This window comes from Methylobacterium sp. FF17, from assembly GCF_025813715.1.
GTDB lineage: Bacteria > Pseudomonadota > Alphaproteobacteria > Rhizobiales > Beijerinckiaceae > Methylobacterium > Methylobacterium flocculans.
The window spans coordinates 3,709,605-3,735,463 of record NZ_CP107532.1 but is presented as its reverse complement, the minus strand read 5'-3'; the positions used below and the strand labels follow the sequence as shown (position 1 = coordinate 3,735,463).

At 67.3% G+C, this 25,859-nt stretch carries 27 protein-coding genes; 20 read left to right on the top strand and 7 right to left on the bottom strand.

Features of this window, described 5'->3' with window-relative positions; all coding sequences use genetic code 11:
• Window position 1 precedes the first annotated feature (1 nt).
• The gene (locus tag OF380_RS17720; RefSeq protein WP_264046255.1) at window positions 2-1,468 is read right to left on the bottom strand and encodes an AmpG family muropeptide MFS transporter; all 1,467 of its coding nucleotides are present in this window, start codon (window positions 1,466-1,468) and stop codon (window positions 2-4) included.
• 322 nt (window positions 1,469-1,790) lie between these two features.
• Here OF380_RS17720 and OF380_RS17715 point away from each other — a divergent pair, with 322 nt between their 5' ends.
• A complete protein-coding gene (locus tag OF380_RS17715) occupies window positions 1,791-2,930 on the top strand; it encodes a PAS domain-containing protein (RefSeq protein ID WP_404810474.1) in 1,140 nt (379 codons plus the stop codon).
• Complete coding sequence (locus OF380_RS17710; protein WP_264046253.1) at window positions 2,927-3,373, top strand: response regulator; 447 nt, start codon at window positions 2,927-2,929, stop codon at window positions 3,371-3,373. The genes OF380_RS17715 and OF380_RS17710 overlap by 4 nt, the downstream gene beginning before the upstream one ends.
• Before the next feature lie 24 nt (window positions 3,374-3,397).
• Here the strand turns inward: OF380_RS17710 and OF380_RS17705 are convergent, their stop codons facing one another.
• Window positions 3,398-3,940 carry a pilus assembly protein N-terminal domain-containing protein gene (locus OF380_RS17705; RefSeq protein ID WP_264046251.1) on the bottom strand — a complete coding sequence of 181 codons (543 nt, stop codon included), beginning with the start codon at window positions 3,938-3,940 and terminating at the stop codon, window positions 3,398-3,400.
• A 333-nt stretch (window positions 3,941-4,273) separates the two neighbouring features.
• Complete coding sequence (locus OF380_RS17700; protein WP_264046249.1) at window positions 4,274-4,522, bottom strand: hypothetical protein; 249 nt, start codon at window positions 4,520-4,522, stop codon at window positions 4,274-4,276.
• Here OF380_RS17700 and OF380_RS17695 point away from each other — a divergent pair.
• The 14 genes from OF380_RS17695 (at window position 4,521) to serA (ending at window position 18,817) form a co-directional block, all read left to right on the top strand.
• Window positions 4,521-4,706 carry a Flp family type IVb pilin gene (locus tag OF380_RS17695; protein ID WP_264046247.1) on the top strand — a complete coding sequence of 62 codons (186 nt, stop codon included), beginning with the start codon at window positions 4,521-4,523 and terminating at the stop codon, window positions 4,704-4,706. The genes OF380_RS17700 and OF380_RS17695 overlap by 2 nt on opposite strands.
• Before the next feature lie 313 nt (window positions 4,707-5,019).
• Complete coding sequence (locus tag OF380_RS17690) at window positions 5,020-5,526, top strand: A24 family peptidase (protein ID WP_264046245.1); 507 nt, start codon at window positions 5,020-5,022, stop codon at window positions 5,524-5,526.
• A 127-nt stretch (window positions 5,527-5,653) separates the two neighbouring features.
• Window positions 5,654-6,454 carry a Flp pilus assembly protein CpaB gene (cpaB, locus tag OF380_RS17685; protein WP_264046244.1) on the top strand — a complete coding sequence of 267 codons (801 nt, stop codon included), beginning with the start codon at window positions 5,654-5,656 and terminating at the stop codon, window positions 6,452-6,454.
• A 34-nt stretch (window positions 6,455-6,488) separates the two neighbouring features.
• Complete coding sequence (locus OF380_RS17680; RefSeq protein ID WP_264046242.1) at window positions 6,489-7,979, top strand: type II and III secretion system protein family protein; 1,491 nt, start codon at window positions 6,489-6,491, stop codon at window positions 7,977-7,979.
• Window positions 7,980-8,029: 50 nt separating this feature from the next.
• Window positions 8,030-8,764, top strand: a complete 735-nt coding sequence (locus tag OF380_RS17675) for a CpaD family pilus assembly protein (RefSeq protein WP_264046240.1) — start codon at window positions 8,030-8,032, stop codon at window positions 8,762-8,764.
• A gap of 77 nt (window positions 8,765-8,841) precedes the next feature.
• Entirely contained in the window at window positions 8,842-10,086 is a 1,245-nt protein-coding gene (locus OF380_RS17670) for an AAA family ATPase (protein WP_264046238.1), read from the top strand.
• A 45-nt stretch (window positions 10,087-10,131) separates the two neighbouring features.
• Window positions 10,132-11,589, top strand: coding sequence for a CpaF family protein (locus tag OF380_RS17665; RefSeq protein ID WP_264046237.1), 1,458 nt, complete (start codon window positions 10,132-10,134; stop codon window positions 11,587-11,589).
• A complete protein-coding gene (locus OF380_RS17660; protein ID WP_264046235.1) occupies window positions 11,586-12,554 on the top strand; it encodes a type II secretion system F family protein in 969 nt (322 codons plus the stop codon). Before OF380_RS17665 ends, OF380_RS17660 begins: the two co-directional genes overlap by 4 nt.
• A gap of 104 nt (window positions 12,555-12,658) precedes the next feature.
• The gene (locus OF380_RS17655) at window positions 12,659-13,621 is read left to right on the top strand and encodes a type II secretion system F family protein (protein ID WP_264046234.1); all 963 of its coding nucleotides are present in this window, start codon (window positions 12,659-12,661) and stop codon (window positions 13,619-13,621) included.
• A gap of 112 nt (window positions 13,622-13,733) precedes the next feature.
• Window positions 13,734-14,411, top strand: coding sequence for a metallophosphoesterase family protein (locus tag OF380_RS17650; protein WP_264046233.1), 678 nt, complete (start codon window positions 13,734-13,736; stop codon window positions 14,409-14,411).
• Between the two features lie 281 nt (window positions 14,412-14,692).
• On the top strand, window positions 14,693-15,493 hold the full coding sequence (locus OF380_RS17645; RefSeq protein WP_264046231.1) for a MetQ/NlpA family ABC transporter substrate-binding protein: 801 nt from the start codon (window positions 14,693-14,695) through the stop codon (window positions 15,491-15,493).
• Window positions 15,481-16,629 (top strand): methionine ABC transporter ATP-binding protein, encoded by a 1,149-nt coding sequence (locus OF380_RS17640; protein WP_264046229.1) that lies wholly within the window; start codon window positions 15,481-15,483, stop codon window positions 16,627-16,629. Before OF380_RS17645 ends, OF380_RS17640 begins: the two co-directional genes overlap by 13 nt.
• Window positions 16,610-17,263, top strand: a complete 654-nt coding sequence (locus OF380_RS17635; RefSeq protein WP_264046227.1) for a methionine ABC transporter permease — start codon at window positions 16,610-16,612, stop codon at window positions 17,261-17,263. The genes OF380_RS17640 and OF380_RS17635 overlap by 20 nt, the downstream gene beginning before the upstream one ends.
• A gap of 297 nt (window positions 17,264-17,560) precedes the next feature.
• Complete coding sequence (serA, locus tag OF380_RS17630) at window positions 17,561-18,817, top strand: phosphoglycerate dehydrogenase (protein ID WP_404810473.1); 1,257 nt, start codon at window positions 17,561-17,563, stop codon at window positions 18,815-18,817.
• 60 nt (window positions 18,818-18,877) lie between these two features.
• Here serA and OF380_RS17625 read toward each other — a convergent pair whose 3' ends face one another.
• Both OF380_RS17625 and OF380_RS17620 read right to left on the bottom strand, forming a co-directional pair.
• The gene (locus OF380_RS17625) at window positions 18,878-19,666 is read right to left on the bottom strand and encodes an energy transducer TonB family protein (RefSeq protein WP_264046223.1); all 789 of its coding nucleotides are present in this window, start codon (window positions 19,664-19,666) and stop codon (window positions 18,878-18,880) included.
• A 134-nt stretch (window positions 19,667-19,800) separates the two neighbouring features.
• Window positions 19,801-20,355, bottom strand: a complete 555-nt coding sequence (locus tag OF380_RS17620) for a hypothetical protein (protein WP_264046222.1) — start codon at window positions 20,353-20,355, stop codon at window positions 19,801-19,803.
• A gap of 531 nt (window positions 20,356-20,886) precedes the next feature.
• On the opposite strand from OF380_RS17620, the gene OF380_RS17615 reads away from it, so the two are divergent.
• Window positions 20,887-21,111 (top strand): hypothetical protein, encoded by a 225-nt coding sequence (locus OF380_RS17615; RefSeq protein WP_264046220.1) that lies wholly within the window; start codon window positions 20,887-20,889, stop codon window positions 21,109-21,111.
• Window positions 21,112-21,269: 158 nt separating this feature from the next.
• Here OF380_RS17615 and OF380_RS17610 read toward each other — a convergent pair whose 3' ends face one another.
• Window positions 21,270-21,515, bottom strand: a complete 246-nt coding sequence (locus OF380_RS17610) for a hypothetical protein (RefSeq protein ID WP_264046218.1) — start codon at window positions 21,513-21,515, stop codon at window positions 21,270-21,272.
• A gap of 531 nt (window positions 21,516-22,046) precedes the next feature.
• Here OF380_RS17610 and OF380_RS17605 point away from each other — a divergent pair.
• Entirely contained in the window at window positions 22,047-22,256 is a 210-nt protein-coding gene (locus OF380_RS17605; protein ID WP_264046216.1) for a hypothetical protein, read from the top strand.
• 76 nt (window positions 22,257-22,332) lie between these two features.
• The gene (locus tag OF380_RS17600; protein WP_264046214.1) at window positions 22,333-23,505 is read left to right on the top strand and encodes a YncE family protein; all 1,173 of its coding nucleotides are present in this window, start codon (window positions 22,333-22,335) and stop codon (window positions 23,503-23,505) included.
• 412 nt (window positions 23,506-23,917) lie between these two features.
• Here OF380_RS17600 and OF380_RS17595 read toward each other — a convergent pair whose 3' ends face one another.
• Window positions 23,918-25,036: a tyrosine-type recombinase/integrase gene (locus tag OF380_RS17595; RefSeq protein ID WP_264046213.1), complete on the bottom strand. Its 1,119-nt coding sequence runs from the start codon at window positions 25,034-25,036 to the stop codon at window positions 23,918-23,920.
• 118 nt (window positions 25,037-25,154) lie between these two features.
• Between OF380_RS17595 and OF380_RS17590 the strand changes: the two genes are divergently transcribed.
• Entirely contained in the window at window positions 25,155-25,784 is a 630-nt protein-coding gene (locus tag OF380_RS17590; RefSeq protein ID WP_264046212.1) for a hypothetical protein, read from the top strand.
• Window positions 25,785-25,859 lie beyond the last annotated feature (75 nt).

Below are 25,859 nucleotides of genomic sequence, written 5' to 3'. Positions count from 1 at the left end.
CTCATCCGTGTGCCGGGTGGGGGCGGCCGGTCTGGCCCGTCGCCGAGGTCTCCCTGGCGGTGGAAGCAAGCTCGGGGCCCGGTCGATGGTTCCCCGCGACCTCGTCGCCGGCCGCTGCTTCCGGACGCATCGGGTCGGCGGCCGCGGCGTTGCTGGCCCGGGCCGCGTTGCGCTCGCCGGCGCGCCCGACGAACGCGCAGAGGATGACCACGGGGATGCCGACCGCCGCCGTCAGGGCGAAGAACACCGGATACCCGAAGGCGGCGACGATGTAGCCGGACGTGCCGGCCACGAACTTGCCCGGCAGGGCATAGAGCGACGAGAACAGGGCGTACTGGGTGGCGGCGAGCCCGGGCGCGGTCAGGCTCGACATGTAGGCGATCAGCGCCATGCCGGCGAAGGAGCCGCAGAAATTGTCGATGGAGATCGCCGCCGTCAGCCGCCACACCTCGGGCCCGCCGAACGACAGCCACGAGAAGGACAGGTTCGAGGCGGCCCCCAGGAACGCGCCGACGACGAGGGTGGGGAAGAGACCGAAGCGCGTCATCGCCCAGCCGCCGACGAACGCCCCGGCGATGCCGACCCAGATGCCGTAGAGCTTCGAGACGAAGCCGATATCCACGAGGCTGAAGCCGACGGTCTTGTAGAGCGGGCTCGCCATCACGCCGGAGATGAAGTCGGGCATGCGGTAGAACGCGACGAGGATCAGGATCGCCCAGAGGCTGCGGCCGAGCCGCGTGTGAAGCTCCGTCAGCGGTTCGAGAATCGCGCTCTTGAACGTCCAGACCGGTTTCGGGGCGGCCCGGCCCGGTCCGGACGCAGTCTCCGACGTCCGGTCGTAGGCGGGGGCGAACAGGGCGGCGAGGATTCCGACACCCATCAGGGCCGCCATGGAGAAGTAGGCGACGGACCAGCCATAGGCGCTGGCGATGAACAGCGCCCCGGCGCCGGCCGACATCAGGGCCAGCCGGTAGCCGAGGTTGGAGGTCGCCGCCATGACGCCCTGCAGATCGGTGCCGGCGGCGTCGATGCGCCACCCGTCGATCACCACGTCCTGCGTCGCGGCGCAGATCGCGACTAGGAAGGCTCCCAGGCCGAGGAGCGCCAGGCTGCTGCCGGGATCCGCCAGGGCCATCAGGGACAGCGCCACCGCCACCGCGCACTGGGTCGCGATCATCCAGGCCCGGCGCCGGCCGAGCAGGCGGCCGAGGGCCGGCACGTCGAACCGGTCGATCAGCGGCGCCCAGAGGAATTTCAGGGTGTAGGGCAGCGCCAGATAGCTGAAGAGTCCGATCGACTTGATGTCGACCTCCGAATAGGCGAGGCGCGTCGAGAAGGTGCCGAGCACGAGGAGCAGCGGCAACCCCGAGGAGAAGCCCAGCGCCAGCATCAGCAGGATGCGGGGATCCTCGACGATGTCCTTCAGGCGCAGGCGGCTCGGGGTATCCCGCACGGTGCTTGGGGGCATGGCATGGAACTCCTCGGGCCCGAAACGGCTTGATGCCCGCAACCCATAGCAGGCCACGGCCGGTCCCTACACCCGGGGCCGGTCGTGGGTCGGCGTGCGGTCGCGCGGCTGACACCGTGAAACAGCATGCCTTCCGGACTGTTAACGCGATGTTCCGTATGTTTTCTGTTGGCGATTCGCCATTGTCTCCGGCCCCGGGCCTCTAATGTGTTGACGACAGGTCGTTCCAGCCGTTCACATCGTCGTTCGCATCCGGCGGGACGTGCAACGTTATCGCGTCCGAGCCTTCGAACCGGGTGTATCGTCTTGGCTGAAGCCGATCATGACGCATAGGGATACGCCGACGACGCGGGCGCGCAATCTCGGGATCGATGCGGGTGCGTTCGTGGCGGCCTTCACGGCCAGCCCCACGCCGATGGTCCTCACCGATCCGCGCCAGCCGGACAATCCGATCGTCTGGGCGAACGACGCCTTCCTCGGGCTGACGGGATACGCCTGGGAGGAACTCGACGGCCGGAACTGCCGCCTTCTGCAGGGGCCCGACACCGACCCCCGCGCGGTGCGCCGGCTGAACGAGGCCGTGCGGATGGGCCTGCCGATCGAGATCGAACTCGTCAATTATCGCAAGGACGGCAGCTCCTTCTGGAACGGCATGACGGTGGCGCCCGTGCGCGACGCGACCGGCGAGGTCGTGCACTTCTACGCGGCCCAGGCCGATATGACGGGAAAGCACCGCCACGAGGTCGCGATGCGCGACGCACAGGACGAACTCGAGCGGCGCGTCTCCGAGCAGACTGCCGATCTGCGGGCGGCCCTGGAGCAGAAGACGGCGCTGCTCCACGAGGTCGACCATCGGGTCAAGAACAACCTCCAGGTCATCTCGTCCCTCATGCTGCTGAAGGCGCGGCGCACGCCGAAGGGCGAGGCGCGGGACGCGCTGCAGGGCATGGCCGAGCGCATCGGGGCCCTCTCGACCGTACATCGGATGCTCTACTCGACCGGCGACGTGACGCGATTCGACCTGCGGGAATTCGCCGAGGATTTCGTGTCTGAACTCGTCGCGGGCCTCGAAGGCGACCACACCGCCGTCCGCGCCGAGATCGACTCGATCGCGGTTTCGGCGGCGATGGCCGCGCCGCTCGCACTGATGCTCCACGAACTGGCCACGAACGCGGTCCGGCATGCTTTCCCCAACAGTCGCCCCGGACGCGTGACCATCACGGCCCAGCGCAGCGACGGGAGTCTGCGCATGCTCATCGAGGATGACGGGGTCGGACTGGCGGGAAGTCCACCCAATCCCGCCGGCTTCGGGCGCTCCCTGGTGGAGATGGTGGTCCGTCAGCTGCGCGGCGTCGTCGTCTGGAGTGACGTCTCACCGGGAACCCGGGTGGAGATCACGGTCCCGCTCGACGCGATCTCGCTCCGGGACGCGGCCGCCGCGACGCAATGGGCACCTCGATGACGAATTCCGCCCTGCGCATCCTCGTGGTGGAGGATGAGGTTTTGATCGCCCTCGAGCTCGAATGTCTGCTCGACGACCTCGGTCACACCATCGTCGGGATCGCCGCGAATTCCACCGAGGCGATCGCGCTCGGGCGTTCCACCGCGCCGGACGTGGCCTTCGTGGACATCCACCTCGGGGATGGGCCGACCGGCGTGGAGGTCGCGCGTGCGCTGAGCCTGGACCCGCTGATCACCGTCATCTTCATGACGGCCAATGCCAAGCGCATCCCGGATGATTTCGCCGGGGCCGTGGGCGTGATCGCCAAACCCTATTCGGAACGGGTCGTCGCCGGAGCCCTGCGCTACATCGTGGACCAGCGCGGCGGCCGCGATGCGACGGTGGAGGGCCTCGATGGCTTCCGCCTCGCCGGCCGAACGACCGGAACCGACGCATCCCCTTAGGTCGGCCGGCGCCTCGGAAACGTCCTAGCGCGGGCTTGCCCCGCCGGCTCCACTGGCTCCCCCGGCCCCGCCGGCCGCCCCCGTGGCCATGGTGCGACGGGACTCGGCTTGCCCCGAGACTTCGCCGTAGTACTTGCTCGCATCTCCGAGCTGGATCGAGGGCTGACAGTTCGGCGTGCAGGAATAGGATTCACGCTCCAGCCCGCGCTGCACCGTGATGACGGCGGCCTGGGGCGCCTGAACGCTGATCGTCGATTCCGCGAGCATGCTCCCGGAGGCGTCGAGCGCGATGAGGTTGGTGCTGCCGAAGCTCTTGCCCGTCAGGATCAGGATGCCGTTCTTCTGCAGGGCCACATCGGCGATGATCGGGTTGCCGACGATGACGGTCTGCGTCCTGTCGGGCAGGCGGATGACCTTGGCGTTGTCCACCGTCACCGTCACCATGGTCGGCGGGGTCTCGGCCGCTTGCGCCCGCGCCGCGCCGCATCCGAAGGCGGCCCAGAGGGAGAGCAGGATCGCGGCAAGGCCGCGGGCGGCGATGCGCGACGGGTTCGTTCGATGCTGCATCGGAGGCTCATGGGAACCGCATGGGTCCGCCGGGGCGAATCGGCTCAGACGGAAGCCGACAGGAAGCATGCACAGGGTAAACGAACCGATAATGTGCCGGTGGGGCGATCGAAACCCTGGTCTCCCGGAGTCCCGCTCAATGGTGATGTCGGGGCGGTGCCGCCGGTTGAGGTGGCCGGCCCGCAAACGGCCGGGCTCCTCCGGTTCTCGATCCGGTGACGAAACTGATCGGCCTGCGCTTCATGCACGCTGTCGCTGGCGGCTGATTGCGCCGTTCGCGTATGTATCGAATTGTAAATGCCTTCGCCTGCAGCGCGGCGCTTCGGTCGATCCTCAGCAAAGGCTAAAATTGTGAGGGGTGATCTCGGTTTTGCTGCCGCACGTCAGTCCCTCGCGCCGCAGTCTGAAAGTATCAATCTTCGGAATTAACACTTCGTTGACTACGGTGCGATCTCCGTCCTGCACGGCTGCTTTCCAGGACCGATTTAACGCAATGGCAAGAGGGATCGTGCATTCTCGGATTGTCGCCGATGGAGACGCGGTGAGCGTGAACGGCACAGTCAATTCCAGGGGTTTTTCCATGAAGTCCATCTTCAAGCGTTTCACCGCCGACGAGTCGGGCGCCACCGCGATCGAATACGGCCTCATCGCTGCTCTGATCGCCGTCGTGATCATCGGCGTCCTCGGCACGATCGGCACGCAGCTCAACACCAAGCTGGTCGCCGTCAAGGACGGTCTCGTGAATGCCCCAGCGACCTCCAAGTGAGGCAAGCGTGCTCGTCTCTTAGCGGCTGAGCCGAAGGATTCGAGCTGCGATGCAGCGGGACGAGGGGCATTGATGGCAAGGATCAATGCTCCTCCCGCATGTACGTCTTGTGTGAGGGAGCAGCCCGCACGCTCTGCTGCGCTGACGTGAAGACTTCACCGCAGTTACAAATAGTCGCCTCGTTGGGGCACGCGTTTGTAGTGACTGTCTCCGAGCTTTCTGGGTCGGTATCGTGCCAGCGCTAGCACGTTCGACCGAGATCTCCCCGCTTCATGGCCCCTCAGCCAAACTGACACGAGTCCGGCGGACCATCATGGCCACTCTCAGCCTTCTCGTGGTTTTCCCGTTCCTGATGGCCTATGCGGCCGCGCGCGACCTCCTGACGATGCTGATCCCCAACACGGTATCGGTGGCCCTGGCGCTCGCCTTCGCGGCCTTCGCGGTGGGGACGGGTCTCGGGTGGGCGGAGGTGGCGGGCCATGTCGGCGCGGGTGCCGCGACCCTCGCGATCACCTTCACGTTGTTCGCCTTCGGTTTCATCGGTGGCGGCGATGCGAAGCTCGCTGCCGCGACGGCCCTGTGGATCGGGTTCGACCATCTCATCGAGTACCTGATGGTCGCGTCCCTGGCGGGTGGCGCATTGACGCTCGCCCTCCTCGTGATCCGTTCGTGGCCGCTTCCCTTCGCGATGGCGCGCCTACCTTTCGCGCTGCGCCTGCACGATACCAAGACCGGTGTTCCCTACGGGATCGCCCTGGCGCTCGCGGCGCTTCTCGTATTGCCCGAAACCCTGCTCTGGACCCGAGGCCTGGCGGCCTAACCACCCGGGACTACGCCGGATGCGCACCGGACTGGCCGAATTACCGGCTTGTTAACCGTAATTTGAGGAATGCGGGCCCAATTCGGGTCAGTACGGCGTTCCGCCGTCCTCAGGTTCGAGTTCGGTGATGAAACCAGCCAGACTCGCCGTTCTCGCCATCGCGCTCGTGGCGGGTGGCGCGGCAGCGTTCTTAATGAGCGGCGAGGACCAGCCTCCGGTCCAGCCGGCGGCCGTCGTGCCGCCGCCCGTCGTTCCGACCACCGACGTCCTCGTGGCGGCCGCCGAACTGCCGATGGGCCAGAACATCCAGGCCCCCGACCTGCGTTGGCAGGCCTGGCCGAACGATGCGCTCTCGCCCGGCTACATCACCCGTGCGAACGCCCCGAAGGGCCTCGAAGAGATCGTCGGGTCCATTGCGCGGTCCAGCTTCCTGGCCGGCGAGCCCGTGCGCCCGCAGAAACTGGCGCGCTCGGACGGAGGCTTCATGGCCGCGATCCTGCCCGCGGGCATGCGTGCGGTGGCCATCACCATCGATACGCGCGGCTCCAGCACGGCGGGCGGATTCATCCTGCCCAACGATCACGTCGACATCATCCGGATTCGTCGGGACGAGGAGACGTCGCGGGACGGCGGCGGTGAGTCCCAGGTCTCCGACACCCTGCTCCAGGATGTGCGCGTCCTGGCGATCGGACAGATCGTCCAGGAAAAGAACGGCAACAACGTCGTCACCGGCGAGACCGCGACCCTCGCGCTGACACCGGCGCAGGCGGAAGTCGTCACCCTGGCTCAGAAAGCGGGCCAGCTGTCCCTCTCCCTCCGAAGCCTCGTCGACAGTGGCCGCCCCAACGACCCCTCCCTCGAAGCCCGTCCCGAATCGGCCCTGACGGTGGTGCGGTTCGGCGTCGCGAAGCAGCAATCGCGACGCTGAGGCACCCCCACCGACGATGACAGAGGACGCGCCGATGATTCGCACACCCCGCCCCATCCGTTCCCACGGCTTCGCCGTCGCATCCCTGCTGGCCCTTGTCCTGGCAGGTCCGGCCGAGGCTCAACCCTTGGGCGGCGTTTCGGCCGCGCCGATCCTCGCCGTGGGCGGAAACGAGGGAACGACCTCGCGGCGGATCGACCTCACCATGGGGCGCTCCCTGGTGATCGACCTCCCCCGCGACGCCAAGGAGGTGTTCGTCGCCAACCCGAAGGTGGCCAACGCCGTCGTACGCTCCACCCGGAAGGTCTTCATCATCGGGATGGAGAACGGCGCCACGTCGATCTTCATCATGGATGCCGAGGGGCGCCAGATCACCGCCCTCGACGTCACCGTGGCCCGCGACCTCAACGTGCTGCGCCAGACTCTGAACCAGAGCATCGCGGGCGGCCGCTTCGACGTCCGGGCGGCGGGGGATTCCGTCGTGCTCACCGGCAACGTGAACTCGGCGTCGGAAGCGGCACAGGCCGTCGACATCGCCAATGCCTTCGTGGGGATCGGCGGCGCCGGCGGCGGCGCGGCGCGGGGAGCGGTCATCAACAACCTGACCATCCGGGGCAAGGATCAGGTGATGCTACGCGTCACCGTGGTCGAGGTCTCGCGTACGGTCCTCAAGCAGTTCGGCGTCAATCTCAACGGCAGCTGGTCGGGGCTCGCCCTCTCGAACACGGCTCCGCTCGCCCTCAACGGTGGGTCGTTCCCCACCGGGAACGCTGTCAGCGGCACGGTCGGTGCGCTCAACGGCGTCGGGGGGCCGGGCCTGACCGCGACGCTGCGGGCGTTCGAGCAGGCGGGTGTCTCCCGCGTCCTCGCGGAACCGACCCTGACCGCGATCTCGGGCGAGTCCGCGAATTTCACCGCCGGCGGACAGATCCCCGTCCCCGGAAACCTCAGCTGCAGTACGCAGACGGGGAGTACCATCCAGAGCTGCGTCCCCAGCATCACGTTCAAGGAATACGGGGTCAGCCTCGTCTTCACGCCGGTGGTCCAGTCCGAGAACCGCATCTCCGTCCGGGTCGGGACGCAGGTGACCGAGATCGATCAGCAGAACTCGCTGAACCTGAACTTCACCGGGACGACGACCTCGATCCCCGGCTTCACCGTCCGCAAATCCGAGACCACGGTCGAGCTGGCCTCGGGTGCCACGATGATGACCGCCGGTCTCATCCAGCAGCGCAACAAGGCGGCGATTTCCGGTCTCCCGGGGCTGATCAACCTGCCCGTCATCGGCGCGCTGTTCCGCTCGCGCGACTACCAGCGGCAGGACACGGAACTGATGATCATGGTCACTCCCTACATCGCCAAGCCGATGGAGCCGCGCCAGGTCGCCCGGCCGGACGATGGCTTCGTCGATGCCCAGGACGCGCAGGGCATCCTGCTCGGCCGTCTGAACAGGCTCTACGGGGTCGCGGGCGCGAGCCCCCTCGGCAGCGGCTATCGCGGTCGGGTCGGCTTTATCACCGACTGATCCCCCTCCCCGCACGGCGATTCCTCCGGCCCCAGCAGGACCCGACCCCGATGTCTCCTCCGTCCCTCCCGAAGCCGTCGGTCCTGGCGGCGGCCGCGACCGCCGCCCTCCTCCTCGGGGCATGCCGGTCCGACCGGGTCGCCACCACCGGCTCCCTCTACCCCACGGATTACCGGGCCCGGCATCCGATCGTCCTGGCGGACGGCGTGCGCAGCCTCGATGTCTTCGTCATGGGCACCGGTCACATCGACCCGCGACAGGCGGCCGACCTCGACGCCTTCATGCTCGAGTTCCGTCGCTACGGCCGGGGAACCCTGGTTCTCGACATCCCGCGCGGTGTTGCGCCCGGAATCGGGGCGGCGGTGGAGCGCACCGGCGCGGCGATCCGGCGGATCGGCGCCGAGAACGGCGTGCCTCCGGGGCGCATGACCGTGACGAGCTACGCGGTCGCCAACCCGGGACTTGCGGCGCCGCTGCGCCTGAGCTTCCAGCGCATGGAAGCGCGGGTCGGAAGCCAGTGCGGGGCCTGGCCGCAGGATCTCGGTGTCGGCGACGCCGGATTCAGCGGGCGCAACGAGTCCCACTGGAATCTCGGTTGCGCCTCGCAGGCGAACTTCGCCGCCCAGATCGCGGATCCCGTCGACCTCGTGCGCGGTCGGCCCGAGGGGCGGATCGATACGACCCGCCGGACCGGCGACATCATGAAACTCCGCGACGGCAAGGATCCGTCAACCGAATGGCGTCAGGATGGGAAGACGTCCGTGAAATCGCAGGTCGGGCAATGATGGCCGCCGCGCTCCGTCACGTCTGCAGCCCCAATCCTGATTCCGCATCGGCGGCAACCTGAACCGGAATTGATTCCATGCCGGACCTGAACGCGTCGTCCGACCGCATCATCGCCCCGGTGCCCCGGATCACGATCCAGGCGTTCTGCGAGACCTCGGAGACCGCTGCGCTGATCGAGTCCGTGGGCTCGGACCGGCGCATGCAGAAGGCGCACGTCAAGGTTCAGATGGGGGGCGGACCGGCCTCCGTGGAAGCCTATCGGCATGCTCCCACGCCGAACGTCATCGTGATCGAGACGCAGGGCGCCCGCTCGCGTCCGCTCGAATGCCTCGATGCCCTGGCCGAAGTCTGCGACGAGGGCACGAAGGTCGTGGTCATCGGGCACGTCAACGACGTTCAGCTCTACCGCCAGTTCATCCAGCGCGGCGTGAGCGAATACCTGATGGCGCCAGTCCAGACGATCGACCTGATCCAGGCGATCTCCGACCTCTTCACCGTGCCGGGTGCCAAGCCCGTGGGCCGCACCGTGGCGGTGGTCGGGGCGAAGGGCGGCGTCGGCACCTCCACCATCGCCCACAACCTCGCCTGGACGGTCGCCCGCGAGCAGGACACCGCGACCGTCATAGCGGACCTCGACATCGCCTTCGGCACGGCGAGCCTGAACTTCAACCAGGACCCGCCGCAGGGCATCGCCGAGGCCGTGTTCGCACCCGATCGCCTGGATTCGAACCTCCTCGACCGCCTGCTGTCGAAGTGCAGCGACAACCTCTCGCTCCTGGCGGCGCCCGCCACCCTCGACCGCACCATCGACCTCACCGAGCCGGCCTTCGACAACCTCCTCGACCTGCTGCGGGCCGCCGTGCCCTGCATCGTGCTCGACGTTCCGCATCAGTGGACCGCGTGGTCCCGGCGCATGCTGATCGGGGCCGACGAAATCCTCATCGTCGCCAGTCCCGAACTCGCCTCCCTGCGCAACACCAAGAACCTGCTGACCCTCCTCCAGCAGAACCGGCCGAACGACCGCAAGCCACGCGTGATCCTGAACGGCACCGGCGTTCCCAAGCGCCCGGAGATCGCCCCGGCCGAGTTCGCGAAATCCCTGGACACGACGCTCGCGGCCAGCGTTCCGTTCGACGCCGCCCTGTTCGGTACGGCGGCCAATAACGGCCAGATGATCGCCGAGGTGCAGAGCGGGGCGAAGGCCGTGGAGGTCTTCTCCTCGCTCGCCGCCTCGGTCATCGGCCGGGCCGAGCAGCGGCGCCCGCGTCAGAACCTGTTCGAGCCGCTCCTGTCCAAGCTCGCACGCCGCAAGGCTTCATGATGCGCGTCCTCATCTCGTCCGATCCGAGCGCCCGGGGGCCCTGTCATGTTCGGTAGGCGATCGGTGGGCGCCGCGGCCGAACGGCTGCCTTCCGTGATCCCCGCCCGGCCGCCGGCGGCCGTCCTGCCCGTCCACGACGATTCCTCCCTGCGTCCGAAGGTGGAGGCGCCCCGCCGGCCCGAGCCGGCGGCGGCGTCCCCCACGACGAAGTCGGAGGATTACTTCCGCACGAAGAGCATGATCTTCGGCGCCCTGATCGAGGCGATCGACCTCTCGCAGCTGTCCCGCCTCGATGCCGAGTCGGCGCGCGAGGAGATCCGCGACATCGTCTCCGAGATCATCGGGCTCAAGAACATCGTCCTGTCGATCGCCGAGCAGGAAGAGCTCCTCGACGACATCTGCAACGACGTGCTCGGCTACGGCCCCCTGGAGCCGCTGCTCGCCCGCGACGACATCGCCGACATCATGGTCAACGGCGCGAACCGGGCCTTCATCGAGGTGGGCGGCAAGATCCAGCTCACCAACGTGCGCTTCCGCGACAATCAGCAGCTGATGAACATCTGCCAGCGGATCGTCAGCCAGGTGGGGCGCCGGGTCGACGAAGCCTCGCCGATCTGCGACGCGCGCCTGCCCGACGGGTCGCGCGTCAACATCATCGCGCCGCCGCTGGCCATCGACGGGCCGGTGCTGACGATCCGCAAGTTCAAGAAGGACAAGCTCACCCTCGATCAGCTCGTCACCTTCGGGGCGATCTCCCCGGAGGGCGCGCGCGTCCTGCAGATCATCGGCCGGGTCCGCTGCAACGTCGTGATCTCGGGCGGTACCGGCTCGGGCAAGACCACGCTGCTGAACTGCCTGACGCGCTACATCGACGAGGACGAGCGCATCATCACCTGCGAGGACGCGGCCGAGCTGCAACTGCAGCAGGCCCACGTGGTCCGCCTCGAAACGCGCCCGGCGAATATGGAAGGTTCCGGCCAGGTCACCATGCGCGACCTCGTCAAGAACTGCCTGCGCATGCGCCCCGAGCGGATCATCGTCGGCGAGGTGCGCGGCCCCGAGGCTTTCGACCTGCTGCAGGCGATGAACACGGGTCACGACGGCTCCATGGGCACGCTGCACGCCAATTCGCCCCGCGAGGCCCTGGCCCGGATCGAATCGATGATCACCATGGGCGGGTTCAGCCTGCCCTCTCGCACCCTGCGGGAGATGATCTGCGGCTCCATCGACGTGATCGTCCAGGCCACCCGCCTGCGCGACGGATCGCGCCGCATCACCCACATCACCGAGGTGATGGGTCTGGAGGGCGACGTCATCATCACCCAGGACCTCTTCGTCTTCGACGTGCTCGGGGAGGACGCGAACGGCAAGCTGCTCGGTCGCCACCGGTCGACCGGCATCGGCCGTCCGCGCTTCTGGGAGCGCGCGCGCTACTACGGCGAGGAGACGTCCCTGGCCCAGGCCCTCGACGCCGCCGCCGATTTCGGCGGGGGGCAGCCGTGAACGCCCTCAACGTGCCGCTCGCCGCCGGGCTCGCGGCCGTGGCGGCCGGCGCGGTCGCCTACGTCTTCCTGATGCCCTACCTTTCCGGCGAGCGCCGCTCGGCCGAGCGACGCAAGTCGGTCAGCGTCGTCGCCGCGCCCGGGAGCCGCGCGGCGATCGTCAATCGCCGCGAGCAGGTCGCCAAGAGCCTCAAGGAGGTCGAGGCCAAGCGCGAGGGGACGAAGGTCACCCTCGAACTGAAGATCGCCCGAGCGGGTCTCGCCTGGTCCCGCAACAAATTCTACGTGATCTCCGCCACGCTCGCGCTGGTCCTCGGCCTCATCGTCCTCCTGATGACGGGCAATCCGCTCGCGGGGATCGGCGCGGTGTTCGCCGGCGGCTTCGGGTTGCCGCTCTGGATCCTCACCTTCCTGCGAAAGCGCCGGATCGCCGCCTTCATCAAGGAACTGCCCACCGCCATCGACATCATCACCCGCGGCGTGCGCGCCGGTATTCCGGTGGGCGACTGCTTCCGCATCATCTCGCGCGAGGCCGAGGAGCCGATCCGGAGCGAATTCCGCATGGTGGTGGAATCGCAGACCCTCGGTCTCTCGCTGGGCGAGGCGATGGTGAAGATGTTCGAGCGCGTCCCCGTTTCGGACGTGAACTTCTTCGCGATCGTCATCAGCATTCAGGCGAAATCGGGCGGCAACCTCTCGGAAGCCCTGTCCAACCTCTCGCGGGTGCTGCGCGAGCGCAAGAAGATGGCCGGCAAGATCCAGGCGATGAGCATGGAAGCGAAGGCTTCCGGCGGAATCATCGCCGCCCTGCCGTTCGTCGTCGCCGTCCTCACCTATCTCTCGAGCCCCGACTACATCTCGCTGCTCTGGCGGACGGATATCGGGAAGCTGGCCCTGGTGGGGTCTGCGATCTGGATGTCGCTGGGGGTCTTCACCATGAAGAAGATGATCAACTTCGACGTCTGAGACAGCCGCCGGTCGTGGAACCGGGGACCGTGCCGGGCGGCGCCGGACAGGGTCCCGCCCGCAGGCCCCGAATCTCCTCCAGCCGAGTCGCACGGAGCCACCGCATGCTGGAACTCATCGCCGCCAAGGTCACCGACCCGCGCTTCGTCGGAATGGTGCTCACCGGCATCGCGACCGCGGCAACGGCCTTCGCGCTCCTGCAACCCCTCCTCGAGCCGGACCGGCTCGGCAAGCGCATGAAGATGGTCGGCGAGGAGCGCGAGGAGATCCGTCGCCGCGAACGGGAGCGTCTGGCCGCCAGGACCAATCTGCGGGTGGCGCCGAAGGCCTACATGAAGCAGGTCGTCGAACGCTTCAGCCTCGAACGCTGGCTCGGCACGGAGACCGCGCGGAAGCAGCTGATGATGGCCGGGTACCGGTCCCCGGGCTCCGAGACCAGTTTCCTGTTCTTCCGCCTCGTCACGCCGATCCTGCTCGGCGTCCTGGCGATCTTCTACCTTTTCGTGCTCGGCGTCCTGAACCAGCCGTTCATGATCCGGGTCATGCTCGTCATCGCGGCCCTGCTCCTCGGCATCAAGGCGCCCGAACTCTACCTGCTCAACACCTCGAAGAAGCGCCAGACCGAGATTCGCTCCGCATGGCCGGACGCCCTCGACCTCACCCTGATCTGCGTCGAGTCCGGCATGTCGGTGGAGCACGCGTTCCGACGGGTCAGCGCGGAGATCGTCAGCCAGTCCGTCGTGCTCGCGGAGGAACTCGCGGTGCTCACGGCCGAACTGTCCTACCTGCCGGACCGCCGCGTCGCCTTCGAGAACTTCGCCAACCGGATCGGGCTCGATCAGGTCAAGGGGGTGATGACGGCCCTCATCCAGGCGGAGCGCTACGGCACGCCCGTTGGGCAGGCCCTGCGGGTTCTCTCGCAGGAAAGCCGGGATGCGCGCATGAACGAGGCCGAGAAGAAGGCGGCCGCGCTGCCGCCGAAGCTCACGGTCCCGATGATCCTGTTCTTCCTTCCCGTGCTGTTCGTCGTCATCCTCACGCCGGCGATGATCCAGGTCTTCCGTTGAGGCCGGGGCGGCCCGGTTCCGTGGGGCGGAGCGTGTCCGACGGCATGGATGGCGCGCGCTCCCGAAGCCCCCTATGGGGTCGGACGCGCGCGTCGGTCGCAGCGGAGGCTGCATGCTCGATCTGACCTATGCCATCGGCGACATCCACGGCTGTTCCGATGCCCTCACGCGCCTGCTCGCACGAATCGACGAGCACCGGGGGGCGCGCCCCGCCCGCATCGTCTGCCTCGGCGACTACGTGGATCGGGGGCCCGACAGCGCCGGCGTCATCCGGATCCTGCGTGAGCGCGCGGCGCGGGAGCCGGGCCGGCTGATCTGCCTGCGCGGCAACCACGAACAGATGATGCTGGACGCCTACCATCAGGCGCTGGCCGCGCCGGTCTGGCTCGCCAATGGCGGCCGCGAAACCCTGGCATCCTTCGGGATCGCCGATCCCGAGGCCATTCCCCATCCCGTGCTGACCTGGATCTCGGAACTGCCGACCGTCCACGAGGACGCGCTGCGCTACTACGTGCATGCGGGCTTCCGCCCCGGTCACCGGGGTATCGATCCCGATATCGCGGCGCGCCTCTGGATCCGGGAACCCTTCCTCCGCGCCTCCTTCGATTTCGGCAAGCACGTCCTGCATGGACACACCCCGCAGCGGAGCGGTCAGCCGGACTGTCACGCCTACCGCACCAACCTCGACACGGCCTGCGTCTTCGGCGGGACCCTGACGGCCGGTATCCTCGAGCCGGATCATCCGGCCCCGTGCGGGTTTCTCCAGGTTTACCGCGACGCGCGTGCGTGAGCGGCCTTCCACCGGGGGCGGAGCCGCGGTCTCGTAGACACCGCGCCCCGGCAGGCGCCCCTGCGCTGCCGGGAAGAACGGAGTTCTCACCTCGGGCACCTCCCGGAGACTGTTTCGCTCGCGGTCCGCAGATCTTTGGAATGTCGGGTCAGGCGGCTTCGACTTAAGTTGAGCGGAACGACAGATCACCGCGGAGACCCCACGCATCCGGACATTCCGGATGCCCCATGGGCGCTGCCCTGTCGGACCCCCCTGCGCCGCGACCCTCTCGAGCCCCGCCCATGCACGTTCTCAGATTAATCATCGCCGCCGCCTTGACCCTCGGGGCGATGGCCGCCCGGGCGGAGAGCCTGAAGGTCGGCGTGGTGCCCGGTGCCTACGCGGATGCCGTCAATGCCGTTCTCGGCGAGGCGAAAGCCCAGGGCATCGACGTGAAGGTCATCGAATTCAGCGATTGGACGACGCCGAACGTCGCGCTCGATGCGGGCGACATCGACGTGAACTTCTTCCAGCACCGCCCCTTCATGGAGAATGCCGAGACGCAGAAGGGCTACGATTTCGAGATCGTCGGCCTCGGCATCCTGCAGAACCTCGGGCTCTACTCCCTGAAGCACAAGAGTCTCGATGCCGTGCCGGTCGGCGGTCGCGTCGCCATCGCCAACGATCCGGTCAACCAGGGCCGCGGACTGCTGCTCCTCCAGAAGGCCGGGCTGATCAAGCTCAAGGACGGCGTCGGCTTCCTCGGCACCGTCGACGACATCGCCGAAAACCCGAAGAAGCTTCGGTTCAGCGAAGTCGAGGGGCCGCAACTCGTCCGGATCACCGGAGACGTCGACCTCGCGCAGGGCTACCCGCACTTCATCGTCGCGGCGGGCACCTTCGACCCGACGAGCGGCCTCGTCTATTCCGGCATCGAGGACAAGCTCTTCTCGGTGAGCTTCGTCACCAAGGCGGGGCGCAAGGACGACCCGACGATCCGTAAGTTCGTCGCCCTCTTCCACGCCTCGCAGGCCGTGAAGAAGCAGATCCACACGTCCTTCGCCAACAGCGACAAGCTCTACGTGCTGGCATGGCTGAAGTGACGAGCGGCCTCGCCTTCGAAGACATCCGCGCGGCCGGCGGCTGGATCGCGGAAGACGCGGGCCACGCCCGCGCAGTCCCCGCTACCTGGACCGCGACGGCGGACCGGGAGGCCGGCAGCGTGCGGTTCGAGATGGTCTCCAAGGCCTACCGCTCCGCCGCCGCCGAGGTCCGGGCCCTCGATGCCATCGACCTCGCCATCCCGGCCGGCTCGATCTTCGGCATCATCGGGCGCTCGGGAGCCGGCAAGTCGAGCCTGCTGCGCACGATCAACGGATTGGAGCAGCCCACCTCCGGCCGTGTCCTGGTCGACGGCGTTCCGATCGGCGCGCTGGACACCGCCGGGCTCGTGGCGTTGCGCCGCCGCATCGGCATGGTCTTCCAGCACTTCAACCTGCTCGGGGCCAAGACCGTGCGGCAGAACGTGGCGCTGCCCCTCGCGGTGGCCGGGCTGCCGAAGGCCGAGATCGGCCCTCGGGTCGATGCGGTGCTGGGTCTCGTCGGCCTGGAGGACAAGGCGGACGCCTACCCGGGACGGCTCTCGGGCGGGCAGAAGCAACGGGTCGGTATCGCCCGCGCCCTCGTCAGCCGCCCGGACATCCTGCTCTGCGATGAGGCGACCTCCGCCCTCGACCCCGAGACCACGCTCTCGATCCTCGGGCTCCTGCGGGACATCAACCGGCGCCTCGGGATCACCATCGTGCTCATCACCCACGAGATGAGCGTGATCCGAGAGGTCTGCAGCGACGTGCTGGTGCTGGAGCAGGGCCGGATCGCCGAGACGGGCCCGGTCTGGCGCGTCTTCGGCGCTCCGGAGCATCCGGCGACCCGGGCCCTCCTCGAACCGCTCGGTCGCGCGCTCCCGAAGGATCTGGCGGACAGCCTGCGGCCGAGCCCGGCGCCGGGCGGCTCGGTCGTGCTGCGCGTCACCGGTTCGGGTCCGGATCTCGACCTCTCGGCCCTCGCCGCAGTGCGCGCGCCCGTACGGCTGCTCCAGGCCGCCATCGATCGCCTCCAGGGCCGTGCGGTCGGCGGGATGCTCATCGCCGTCGAGGGGGACGGAACCGATGCGGAGGCGGCCCTGCGGGCTTCCGGGGCCAAGGTCGAGAGGATCGGGTATGTCGCCGCTGATGATTGACCGCCTCTGGCAGGCCGGCCTCGATACGATGTTCATGGTCGGGGTGTCTGCGGGGATCGCCGTGCTGGCCGGGCTTCCGCTCGCCCTCTTCCTCGTCACCTCGGGCCCCGGCGGCATCTTCCCGGCGCCGCGCGCGAACTGGCTCGTCGGGACGCTGGTCAACGGTTTCCGGGCGGTGCCCTTCATCGTGCTCCTCGTGGCGTTGATCCCGTTCACCCGCCTGGTCGCCGGGACCACCATCGGCGTCTGGGCCGCCATCGTGCCGTTGGCGGTGAGCGCCACCCCGTTCTTCGCGCGGATCGCCGAGGTCTCGCTGCGGGAGGTGGATGCCGGATTGATCGAGGCCGCCCAGTCCATCGGCTGCCGGCGCCGGCACATCCTCGCCCACGTGCTGCTACCCGAGGCGCTGCCGGGCATCGTCGCTGGCCTCACCATCACGGTCGTTTCGATGATCGGCGCCTCAGCCATGGCGGGCGCGGTGGGGGCGGGCGGCCTCGGCGACGTCGCGATCCGCTACGGTTATCAGCGCTTCGATACCACGGTGATGCTCGCGGTGATCGCGATCCTGGTGGCGCTCGTCTGCCTGGTGCAGTTCGCGGGGGACACCGCCGTCCGGCGCCTCAGAGCCCGCTGACGGGGCGCGGCGGGCGTGGGCGGCGGTACGCAGCCATCGTTCGCGGAGCGCTCGCGAAAATGTTTTTTATGAAGAACGGCTCTGTTCAGCGGAGACGGCCTCCGACGAACCGTGTTCACCGACGACGCCATCAAATTTTGCGTCCTGTTATATCGGCCTTCGAACGTGCAGCGCGCCGCGCGGTCCTTGTGACGTGGGACCGCGCTTGGTATCGTTCGTCAAACAGAACAGATGCCCTGTCGCACGCTTCCTGGCTGCGGACGGGTCACGGGGATGGAGGCGCGCCGAGGACCTGACATGGCCTTGGAAGCGAGAGACCGGACCTTGAGTGACGATCGCGTAATTCTGGCGGAAAACATTGCCCCGACGGCGGTAGACGCCTTCTCCCAAGCAGGGATCGGGAATGTCCGTCGCCTGTCGCATGCGGTCGGCGTCCCCGACGCCGACCAGTTCGCCGATGCCAACCTGCTCGGCATCCGCTCGCGCACGAAGGTGACGCCCGCCTTGCTCGATGCCCTCCCCGAGCTGGTCGCGGTGGGCTGCTTCAGCGTCGGCACCAACCAGGTCGACCTCGAAGCCGCACGCGCCCGTGGCCTTCCCGTTTTCAACGCGCCTTTCTCGAACACCCGCAGCGTGGCGGAACTCACGATCGGCGAGATCGTGATGCTCCTGCGGCGCATCCTGCCGCGCTCCGCGTCCGCGCACGAAGGCGGGTGGGACAAATCCGCCAGTGGGTCGTTCGAGGTGCGCGGCAAGACCCTCGGCATCGTCGGCTACGGCAATATCGGCGCGCAGCTGTCGAATCTCGCCGAAGCGATGGGCATGCGGGTCATCTTCTACGACCTGACCGACAAGCTGCGTCACGGCAACACCGAGCCGGCCTCGAGCTTCGAGGCGCTGCTCGCCGTGAGCGACGTGGTGAGCCTGCACGTTCCCGAGACTCCGCAGACGCATGGCCTGCTCGATGCGGCCCATATCCGCACGATGAAGCGGGGCGCCTACCTGATCAACAACAGCCGCGGCACGGTCGTCGACCTCGACGCCCTGGCGCAGGCCCTGAGGGACGGGCACCTGAGCGGGGCGGCCATCGACGTCTTTCCGGTCGAGCCGACCTCCAACGCGGAGCGTTTCGTGTCGCCGCTCCAGGGAATCCCGAACGTCATCCTCACGCCGCATGTCGGCGGATCGACGGAAGAGGCTCAGGACCGCATCGGCACCGAGGTCGCGCGCAAGCTGGTCGACTACGTCCGGACCGGCTCCACCCTCGGTGCCGTGAATTTCCCGCAGGTCCAGTTGCCGCCGCGCGTCTCCGGCACGCGTTTCCTGCACATGCACCGGAACGTGCCCGGCGTCCTCGGACGGATCAATGCGGCGTTCTCGGGCCGCTCCCTCAACATCGATGCGCAGTACCTGCAGACGGATTGCGAGATCGGTTACGTGGTCGTAGACGCCGTCGCGGAGGCCGGTGAGGCCGAGGCGATCCTGCGCGATCTCGGCGCGATCGACGGGACCGTGCGCACGCGTCGGCTCAAGCCCCTGACTCCCCGCCCCTAGGGGATCGTGCCGGACGGCGCCCCGGCTCGCGGTGGAAAACGCTGAAGTCCGGCATCGGACTCAGCGCCCGGGCTTCCGCGAGCGGAACGTGACGGGAACGGTAAAGATCAGCCCCTCCCGCGTCACCTGGGCCGGGGGACGGGGGACCGGGTCGGAGCGCAGCATCATGCCGAGTGCCGCTTGATCGAAGGCCGGATCGCCGGAACTCCGCCGGACGGCCGCACTGACGATGTGACCCGAACGATCCAGCGTGAAGGTCAGCGTGACTTCGCCGGTGGCCTGGGATGCGTCGCCCGGATAGCGCTTGAAGCGGTTCAGGTGGACCAGGAGCCGCTTCTCCCACTTCCGCAGATCCCGCTCCGCGTTGCGTCCGGCGCCCGGGTTCGCCAGGTCGGGATGAACGGTATCGCCCGTGCCCTCCGAACCCGGGAGCGAGGCCTCCGTTGCCGGAAAGGCGGATGTCTCATGCACCTCGGCCTTTCCTGTGAGCTCTGGCGGACTCGCCGTTTCGCCGATGGGGGCCGGATCCGTGTCGGGATTCGAAGGCGGTTCCGGGGCGACGCGGGCTTCGTCCGGGATATCCTGCGCCGGAGCGACCGGGGTATCCTGGGGCTCCGCGTCCGCAAGCCCCGGCTGCCCCTCTCCGGGAAGGCCGGTCACCTCGAGCGTCACCTCCAGGGCGGGTATGCCGGGGATGGTCGACGGTGATGTCGGGGCCAGCGCGACGGTGCCGATGATGCCGCCGGCATGCAGGGTGAGGGAGGCGCAGGCGGCGCCGGCCCGGAGCGACCACCCTCGCCGGTTCGTCCCCGCCGCCAGGAATGCACCGATGACGCGTCGCGTGATCATCGGCCGGAACGACGTGGGGCGCGATCATCCGGGACGAGAGTCGGGCTCATGGATCCGAGGGCCGGTCGAGGCCCGGGATACCTGAGCGTGGCGGGAACCTTGAGCCGGGAATGCGCGTGTCCATTGCCCAGCCGCTACTCCGACTCCCAACGCAAGGTGCCGAGTTCGACCTCGTTGCTGACGGTCGCCGCCCGGGCGGCGGCCTGACTTGCCGCAGCCTGTGCCGCGGCGGCCTGGGCCAGGGCCGCTTGGGCCAGGGCCGCTTGGGCCGCGGCAGCTTGCGCCCTGCGGCGGCTGATCACGGCGGCGTAGCGGCGAGCCTGCAGGATCTTCGCGAGGCGTCGACGCTTCAACAATTGCGCGTAGCTGATCGCGCGCTTGCGGTAGCGTGGCACCAGGGTCCGGTCCGTCACCCTCGCGGTGACGACGGTTCCTGCACGTCGCAGGTCGAGGGTGCGGGATGTCGGTGACGGCTTCCGCTCAAGAACGGCGATCGGATCGACCAGGACCGCATACGTCTTGGCTCGCTGGGGTCTGCCGCACTCCACGCAGACGGAGGCGCTGATCCGACGCCATTTCAGATCCTCGGCCCGCCATCGCTCCTCCACCGTGAGGGCCGACGCACTGGAGAGGGAGAGCAGGACCGCGAGGCCGAGCGCCGTGCTCACGAGGGGCGGATGAGCAATCATTCTGTAGCCTGCGGCCTCATCTGCAACAGCGTGCTTCGGCAAAGATCGGGCGAGCAACGTACGCCGTCATCGAAGCCTGACGAGTGATCCCCGCAAGGTTCGGCCTCGAAGGTCGGGTTGAGTTTCAAGGACTGATCTGAGGTTCGCAGGTGTTGTGCCGACATACGGTCTCGCTGAGACAGCATCTAGATGTCGTCACAAAGCAGAGGTCAAGGCTGGATATTTTGGCCTAATCCAGAATAGCGGTGCCCAGGCTCTGGTGCTCCGTGTCGCGGAGCGGTGATGGATGGTCGCGTGGGTGGGGCGTCGACCGAGCGCGGGGCGGAATACCGAGCACCTCGCGCCTGTGGGGTGCGCGCCGCGAACCGGCGTGCAGCGCCGTTCCGTCTTGGATCTGGGAGCTCCGGGCGTCCGGAGCGGGCGTGCCGATGGCGAGGTGCCCGCTGTCCCGGGGTCCGCAATTCGAGACCCGGAATAGGATGGCACCCGGCGTCGTTTGCGTCACATCGACAACTGTATGGGGCAAGCCCGATGAGCGCCTGGAAGCCAGCGCACACGTTCACGGACGACCGTACGGCGGGCGACACTCTGACGGCAACGGCGACGGAGGGCGGCGTGACGGTCGCGATCGAACAGCCCTGGGCCGCTGTCGCGGAGACCGGGTTCGGCGCCACCTGCAGCGTAGAGCTCTCACCGGACGCCGCGCGCGATCTTGCGCTCTGGCTCCTGCGCGCTGCGGAGCAGGCCGAGCGCTGAGCCTCGCCTTGGCCTCATCCGCTGGTGAGGCCGGCATCCGTCGAGCGCGATCGAACTGCAGCGGCGTTCACATCGCTGCACTGCAGAGAATTCTCCGAGGTGCGGCGTTCGACGCGGCACCTCGGGCTGGCGGCAGCGCTGGGCGGCTGCCGTCCGGTTCAGCGAGCGGTGGTCGTCTCGGCGTCCGCAACCCTCTGCACGCTGCGGGGCGCTGCGGGGCGGCTGGAGGAGACCGGCTGGGGCGTGGTGGTGAGCTCGCTGGCGCGACGCACCTGCTGGATCTCGCGCGCCTGCTCACGGAACAGCGGGGGGGTCAGGTAGAGGGACTCGTCAGCGATGGCCGCGCCCGCGCCGCAGACGGCCGAGACGAGCAGGGTCAAGGCGAGGATGGGGGTGTTACGCATCTGAAATCTCCGGATCGGTCAGGCAGGACGCTGTCTGTGAAGGAGATTGAACCACATTTTTGTGCGATGCGACGTGCTCATTTTGCAGCGCAGCATATTGCCTGGCTCGGGTAGCTCTGGACGATATATTGCACTTCCCGAGTGCACCCGGTCGGGTTCGCGCCTATAGAGTTATGCACTGAACGCACGAATGTTGATATGTTGGAAACGATACTCAAAAATAATTTTGCCAGCATGAAAGTATAATTTGCGGTCTGGTGCGCGTTGGCCCTCGGCAGGGGTTCTTGGCAGTGGTTCCGCACACCTGCCCAGGGGTGGGACCGAGCTGCCTTCGTGGCTCCGAGGTATCCTGGGGACAGCGTTCCGGTACTTTCGGAAGCACGGTCCCGCGATCGACCCCGCCGAGCGTCACGCTCCCCCCAGCAAGGATCTGCTGCGGCTTGTCCCCGGTCTGCACAGGCCCTGAACGAAGCGTTTGACCCCGGCTATCGAACGGTGTGTTCCTTATTTGTACTCACAAGGGACGGGCCAATGACTGCTGCGCAGATCGCGGAGATCGCCGCCATGGGAGAAGCCGAGGTCATCGCCCTGGCCTATGAGGATGCCGCGAACGGGGATGTGCGCCGGGCCCTCCGGCACGCGATCGAGGATGTGCTCAGCCTCGAGACGCGGCTGGCTGTGGCGGAGCGACGGATCTCCTACGGTTATGTCCGGGGCGCCGGACCGGAGGGGGACGCCTGATCGGCTCGGAGTGCCCCGTTGCAACACCGGGTGGCGCCGGGCGGGTCCTCGAGCCCCAGTGCCCTATGTGGGCGGGATGAGATCCCCCTTCGCATCCGCAATCCGGGCCGCCGCGCTCCTTCTCCTCGCGATCCCGCCGGCGCTCGCCGCCGACGCGCCCGCCTTCATTCTCGTGGGCCTCGACGGGAAGACGTTCTTCGAGGCCGAGGGCGGTCGCAACGGTCCGAACGGACAGGACGCGGTGGGAATCCTGGATGTCAGCGACGAGGCCCGGCCCCGCCTCGTCCACACCCTGCCCCTCGACAACTCGGTCTATGGTCCGCCGACCAATCTGCGGATCACGCCGGATGGCCGGGTCGGGCTGGTGGCGAGCTCCGTCCTGATGCGCCGGGACGGCACGGCGTGGTACGCGCATGCCGACGACCGGCTCCACGTGATCGATCTTGCCGCGACTCCGCCCCGCCTCGTCGAGACCGTCGTGGTGGGGCTGCAGCCGTCCGGCATCGCGATCAACCCGGCCGGCGACCTTGCCCTGGTCGCGAATCGCGAGGGGCGCAGCGTCACGGCCCTGACGATCCGGGGCACGACCGTGCGTCCCACCGCGACCGTGGATATCGGCGACGAAGCCGCCGCGGTGGCGTTCGCACCCGATGGCAAACGCGCCTTCGTCGCCAAGAACAAGGCCGCGAAGATCGGCGTCCTCACCATCGACGGCGCGACCCTGCGTTACGACCGCAGCCTCGACCTGCCGGTCGGACCCGGAACCTATGGGCTCGCCGTGACACCGGACGGAACCGTGGCCCTCACCGCCAATACCGGCCCTGAGCCGAGTGACGGTCACGCCGATACGGTGAGCGTGATCCGCGCCGACCGGGCCCGGCCGGTGGTGGTCGATCACCTCGGGATCGGGGATACGCCGGAGGCGCTGGCGATCGCGCCCGATGGGCGCCACGCGGCCGTATCGGTGGTGCGCGGCGCGAGCGCGCCGCAGGCCAGCCCGGCCTATACGCCGACCGGCCTCGTGGCGCTGATCGCCATCGATCCGGGTGGCACGGTCCGGCGCGTCTCGGAAGCCGAGGCGGGGGCGGTGACCCAGGGCATCCTGTTCAGCCCATCCGGCGCGTACGTCTATGTGGGCAACTACGTCGATCGCACGCTCGGCGTCTACCGGGTCTCCGATGATACCCTGGTCGATACCGGACACCGCGTGTCCCTGCCGGGCCAACCGGCCTCGCTCGGGGGCCGATAGACGAGACCCTGGCGCGGATGCCAACACTGAGCCGGCAGAGGATACAGGCGGAGGCTGGCGGGACGTGGTAGGCTTCGCCCTCGAACGACAGGCGCCGCCGGCGCTCGAACGGGTGGGAGAGCCTGAATGACCCCTGAGGGCGTTTGGTGGACGCGTCAGATCTTCGGCGTGAAGTTCTACATCCTGTTCGTCGTCGTCGCCGGCTTGCTGGTGCTGGGCTACTTCGGGCGCGGCTTGGCCATCTGAGGGCCGTCCCAAAACCGGTGTCGGCATTGGGATCGCGAACGGGACGGCGGGGAAGTGGTGAGCGCGCTGGGACTCGAACCCAGGACCTACAGATTAAAAGTCTAGGAAAAATCCCGTACTCACAAGGGCTTATGCCCGTCGTGTTGCGTTGGTGTTGCGGGTGGCTTCAGAGCAGCCCCTTTTCCACGCCTGCCAGCAAGGCCGCTTCGTCGTCTCGAGCCTCGAACAGGTAGCCATACTGATCAAACGTCTGAGCGATCGAGGCGTGGCCCATCAGTGTCTGAATCCGTTTCGGCGATAGCCCCTGCCCTATCCAGAGCGCGGCCGCGGCGTGCCGCAAGGCGTGCAGGGAGAACTTCGCTTCCGGCTTTCCGTCCTTGCCCGGCACGGTGATGCCAGCCGCTTCCTGGAGCGGCCAGAAGCAGCGATGGAGGATGTTGGCGTGCCCCTGCACCGTGCCGGCGACCGTGGGAAACACGAGCCCTAGGGGGCCGTTTGGGCAGGCGAGTTTCCAAGCCTTCAGCGTGATCAGCAGCGTCGGCGGAAGCGGGATGTCCCGCGTGCCTGCCTTCGACTTCGGTGGACCGAATGCGTTGAACCGGTCGGCACGGCGCCTGACGTGCAACACGCCCTTTCGCAGATCTACGTCATCCCAGAGCAGCCCCCGGAGTTCAGAGCCGCGCAGGCCTGTGAAGATCGCAGTGAGGATGAGCGGCCGCCATTGTCCCGGCGTCGCGTCGATGATCGTCTTCAGCTCCTCCCGCGTAGGCATATCGGGTCGTGCGTCCTCGCGGCTGGATCGCCGAATGGGCTTGGCGCTGCGTACATTGTTCGCCGTCACCAGCCCGCGCCGCTGCGCCTCCGTCACGATCGACGACAGGCTGACCATCACGCGAGAGACCAACACACGCGACCGTCCGGCCGTGAGCAGGTTGTCAGCGAACTCGTTGATGAGCGGCACCGTCAGACGAGAAAGCTTCACTGCGCCGAGTTGCGGACCGATGTGGTGCGTCAGGTGCCCTCGGTACTGAAGCACCGTTGTCCGCTCAAGCTTGTCCCGCTCGCACCGCTTCAGCCATAGCTCTGCCGCCTCGGCGACAGTCGGCGACACGCTGTCGGGCGTGTGCACCCCTGCGGCTACTTGCGTTCGTGCCTGGAGGAGGAAGCCGTCTGCTTCCTTCCGGGTAGGGAACTGTCGAAAGCGCCTCTTCCCTCCCCCGTCAACATACCCCGCCAGCCAGACGATTTTTCCGCTCGGCAGCGTTCGCTTCCTGATCGTCGCCATTTCGTACCTCACCAGCCGGTGTCATACCGGCGGGTAGGACCGTAACACGTTTCTTTCAGAATTTTCCAGATAGTGGATTGACGCTCTCTCGGAATTATCCTTAATGTCGAGTCGTACGATGGCTTTGTTCAGAGACTTGGTTCGCACAATCGCTGAAGCTGAGAGCATCAGCGAGATGACCGTGACGGGAATCGGTCAGTATCTTCGTGATGCTGGTTTGATTTCGAAGCACGGCAGGGGCCGAGCTGCTGCGCAAATGTCAACGACAGACGCGGCAAATCTTTTGATTGCAGTGAACGCCTGTTCATTGGCAAAAGATGCGCCTGAAGCAGTTAAAACTTTTAGAGAACTATATATAAGTCCGTCCTCCATCAGATTCGAAGGTGGCGGTTTGCTGGGAAGGATTACGGCTGCAGAAGTACGTTTTGCCGAGGCGTTCGAACTCGTACTTGAGGCTCACAAGCTAAGCGAAGCGAACACTCCAATCTGGCGAGGCTTCGTAGATAGTGACTTTTTGCGGTTTGAGATCGGCTTCGGGAGACCATCATCTGCAGCCTATATCAGGTTGTCAGAGTCGACACCGCCATCGCCGAGCAATCCATTCGGATGGCTGGCCTGGGAAACCAATCTCGTCTTCGCCCATTTTTGGAACAGAAAGCTGTTGTGGTCACAAGGTGAAGGCAGAAAAGACCTAACCATAATTGGTGATGACACTCTTTCCGCGGTCGGAAAGCTCCTCACAACCTAGAGGGATCTCGAAATGTTGAAAACTGTAACGCCCCTCTCTGGGGCGAATGGGAGCGGCTTGCGGCTTTCTGAGGAT

What these genes read in the sequence shown, in the direction of transcription:
- OF380_RS17610 (WP_264046218.1), bottom strand. Translation starts at nt 21,515, where the DNA reads ATGCGTAACACCCCCATCCTCGCCTTGACCCTGCTCGTCTCGGCCGTC.
- OF380_RS17690 (WP_264046245.1), top strand. Translation starts at nt 5,020, where the DNA reads ATGGCCACTCTCAGCCTTCTCGTGGTTTTCCCGTTCCTGATGGCCTAT.
- OF380_RS17635 (WP_264046227.1), top strand. Translation starts at nt 16,610, where the DNA reads ATGTCGCCGCTGATGATTGACCGCCTCTGGCAGGCCGGCCTCGATACG.
- OF380_RS17645 (WP_264046231.1), top strand. Translation starts at nt 14,693, where the DNA reads ATGCACGTTCTCAGATTAATCATCGCCGCCGCCTTGACCCTCGGGGCG.
- OF380_RS17640 (WP_264046229.1), top strand. Translation starts at nt 15,481, where the DNA reads ATGGCTGAAGTGACGAGCGGCCTCGCCTTCGAAGACATCCGCGCGGCC.
- OF380_RS17695 (WP_264046247.1), top strand. Translation starts at nt 4,521, where the DNA reads ATGAAGTCCATCTTCAAGCGTTTCACCGCCGACGAGTCGGGCGCCACC.
- OF380_RS17615 (WP_264046220.1), top strand. Translation starts at nt 20,887, where the DNA reads ATGAGCGCCTGGAAGCCAGCGCACACGTTCACGGACGACCGTACGGCG.
- OF380_RS17665 (WP_264046237.1), top strand. Translation starts at nt 10,132, where the DNA reads ATGTTCGGTAGGCGATCGGTGGGCGCCGCGGCCGAACGGCTGCCTTCC.
- OF380_RS17595 (WP_264046213.1), bottom strand. Translation starts at nt 25,036, where the DNA reads ATGGCGACGATCAGGAAGCGAACGCTGCCGAGCGGAAAAATCGTCTGG.
- OF380_RS17670 (WP_264046238.1), top strand. Translation starts at nt 8,842, where the DNA reads ATGCCGGACCTGAACGCGTCGTCCGACCGCATCATCGCCCCGGTGCCC.
- OF380_RS17620 (WP_264046222.1), bottom strand. Translation starts at nt 20,355, where the DNA reads ATGATTGCTCATCCGCCCCTCGTGAGCACGGCGCTCGGCCTCGCGGTC.
- OF380_RS17675 (WP_264046240.1), top strand. Translation starts at nt 8,030, where the DNA reads ATGTCTCCTCCGTCCCTCCCGAAGCCGTCGGTCCTGGCGGCGGCCGCG.
- OF380_RS17715 (WP_404810474.1), top strand. Translation starts at nt 1,791, where the DNA reads ATGACGCATAGGGATACGCCGACGACGCGGGCGCGCAATCTCGGGATC.
- OF380_RS17650 (WP_264046233.1), top strand. Translation starts at nt 13,734, where the DNA reads ATGCTCGATCTGACCTATGCCATCGGCGACATCCACGGCTGTTCCGAT.
- OF380_RS17705 (WP_264046251.1), bottom strand. Translation starts at nt 3,940, where the DNA reads ATGCAGCATCGAACGAACCCGTCGCGCATCGCCGCCCGCGGCCTTGCC.
- OF380_RS17680 (WP_264046242.1), top strand. Translation starts at nt 6,489, where the DNA reads ATGATTCGCACACCCCGCCCCATCCGTTCCCACGGCTTCGCCGTCGCA.
- OF380_RS17590 (WP_264046212.1), top strand. Translation starts at nt 25,155, where the DNA reads ATGGCTTTGTTCAGAGACTTGGTTCGCACAATCGCTGAAGCTGAGAGC.
- OF380_RS17600 (WP_264046214.1), top strand. Translation starts at nt 22,333, where the DNA reads ATGAGATCCCCCTTCGCATCCGCAATCCGGGCCGCCGCGCTCCTTCTC.
- cpaB (WP_264046244.1), top strand. Translation starts at nt 5,654, where the DNA reads ATGAAACCAGCCAGACTCGCCGTTCTCGCCATCGCGCTCGTGGCGGGT.
- OF380_RS17605 (WP_264046216.1), top strand. Translation starts at nt 22,047, where the DNA reads ATGACTGCTGCGCAGATCGCGGAGATCGCCGCCATGGGAGAAGCCGAG.
- OF380_RS17710 (WP_264046253.1), top strand. Translation starts at nt 2,927, where the DNA reads ATGACGAATTCCGCCCTGCGCATCCTCGTGGTGGAGGATGAGGTTTTG.
- OF380_RS17655 (WP_264046234.1), top strand. Translation starts at nt 12,659, where the DNA reads ATGCTGGAACTCATCGCCGCCAAGGTCACCGACCCGCGCTTCGTCGGA.
- OF380_RS17720 (WP_264046255.1), bottom strand. Translation starts at nt 1,468, where the DNA reads ATGCCCCCAAGCACCGTGCGGGATACCCCGAGCCGCCTGCGCCTGAAG.
- OF380_RS17700 (WP_264046249.1), bottom strand. Translation starts at nt 4,522, where the DNA reads ATGGAAAAACCCCTGGAATTGACTGTGCCGTTCACGCTCACCGCGTCT.
- serA (WP_404810473.1), top strand. Translation starts at nt 17,561, where the DNA reads ATGGCCTTGGAAGCGAGAGACCGGACCTTGAGTGACGATCGCGTAATT.
- OF380_RS17625 (WP_264046223.1), bottom strand. Translation starts at nt 19,666, where the DNA reads ATGATCACGCGACGCGTCATCGGTGCATTCCTGGCGGCGGGGACGAAC.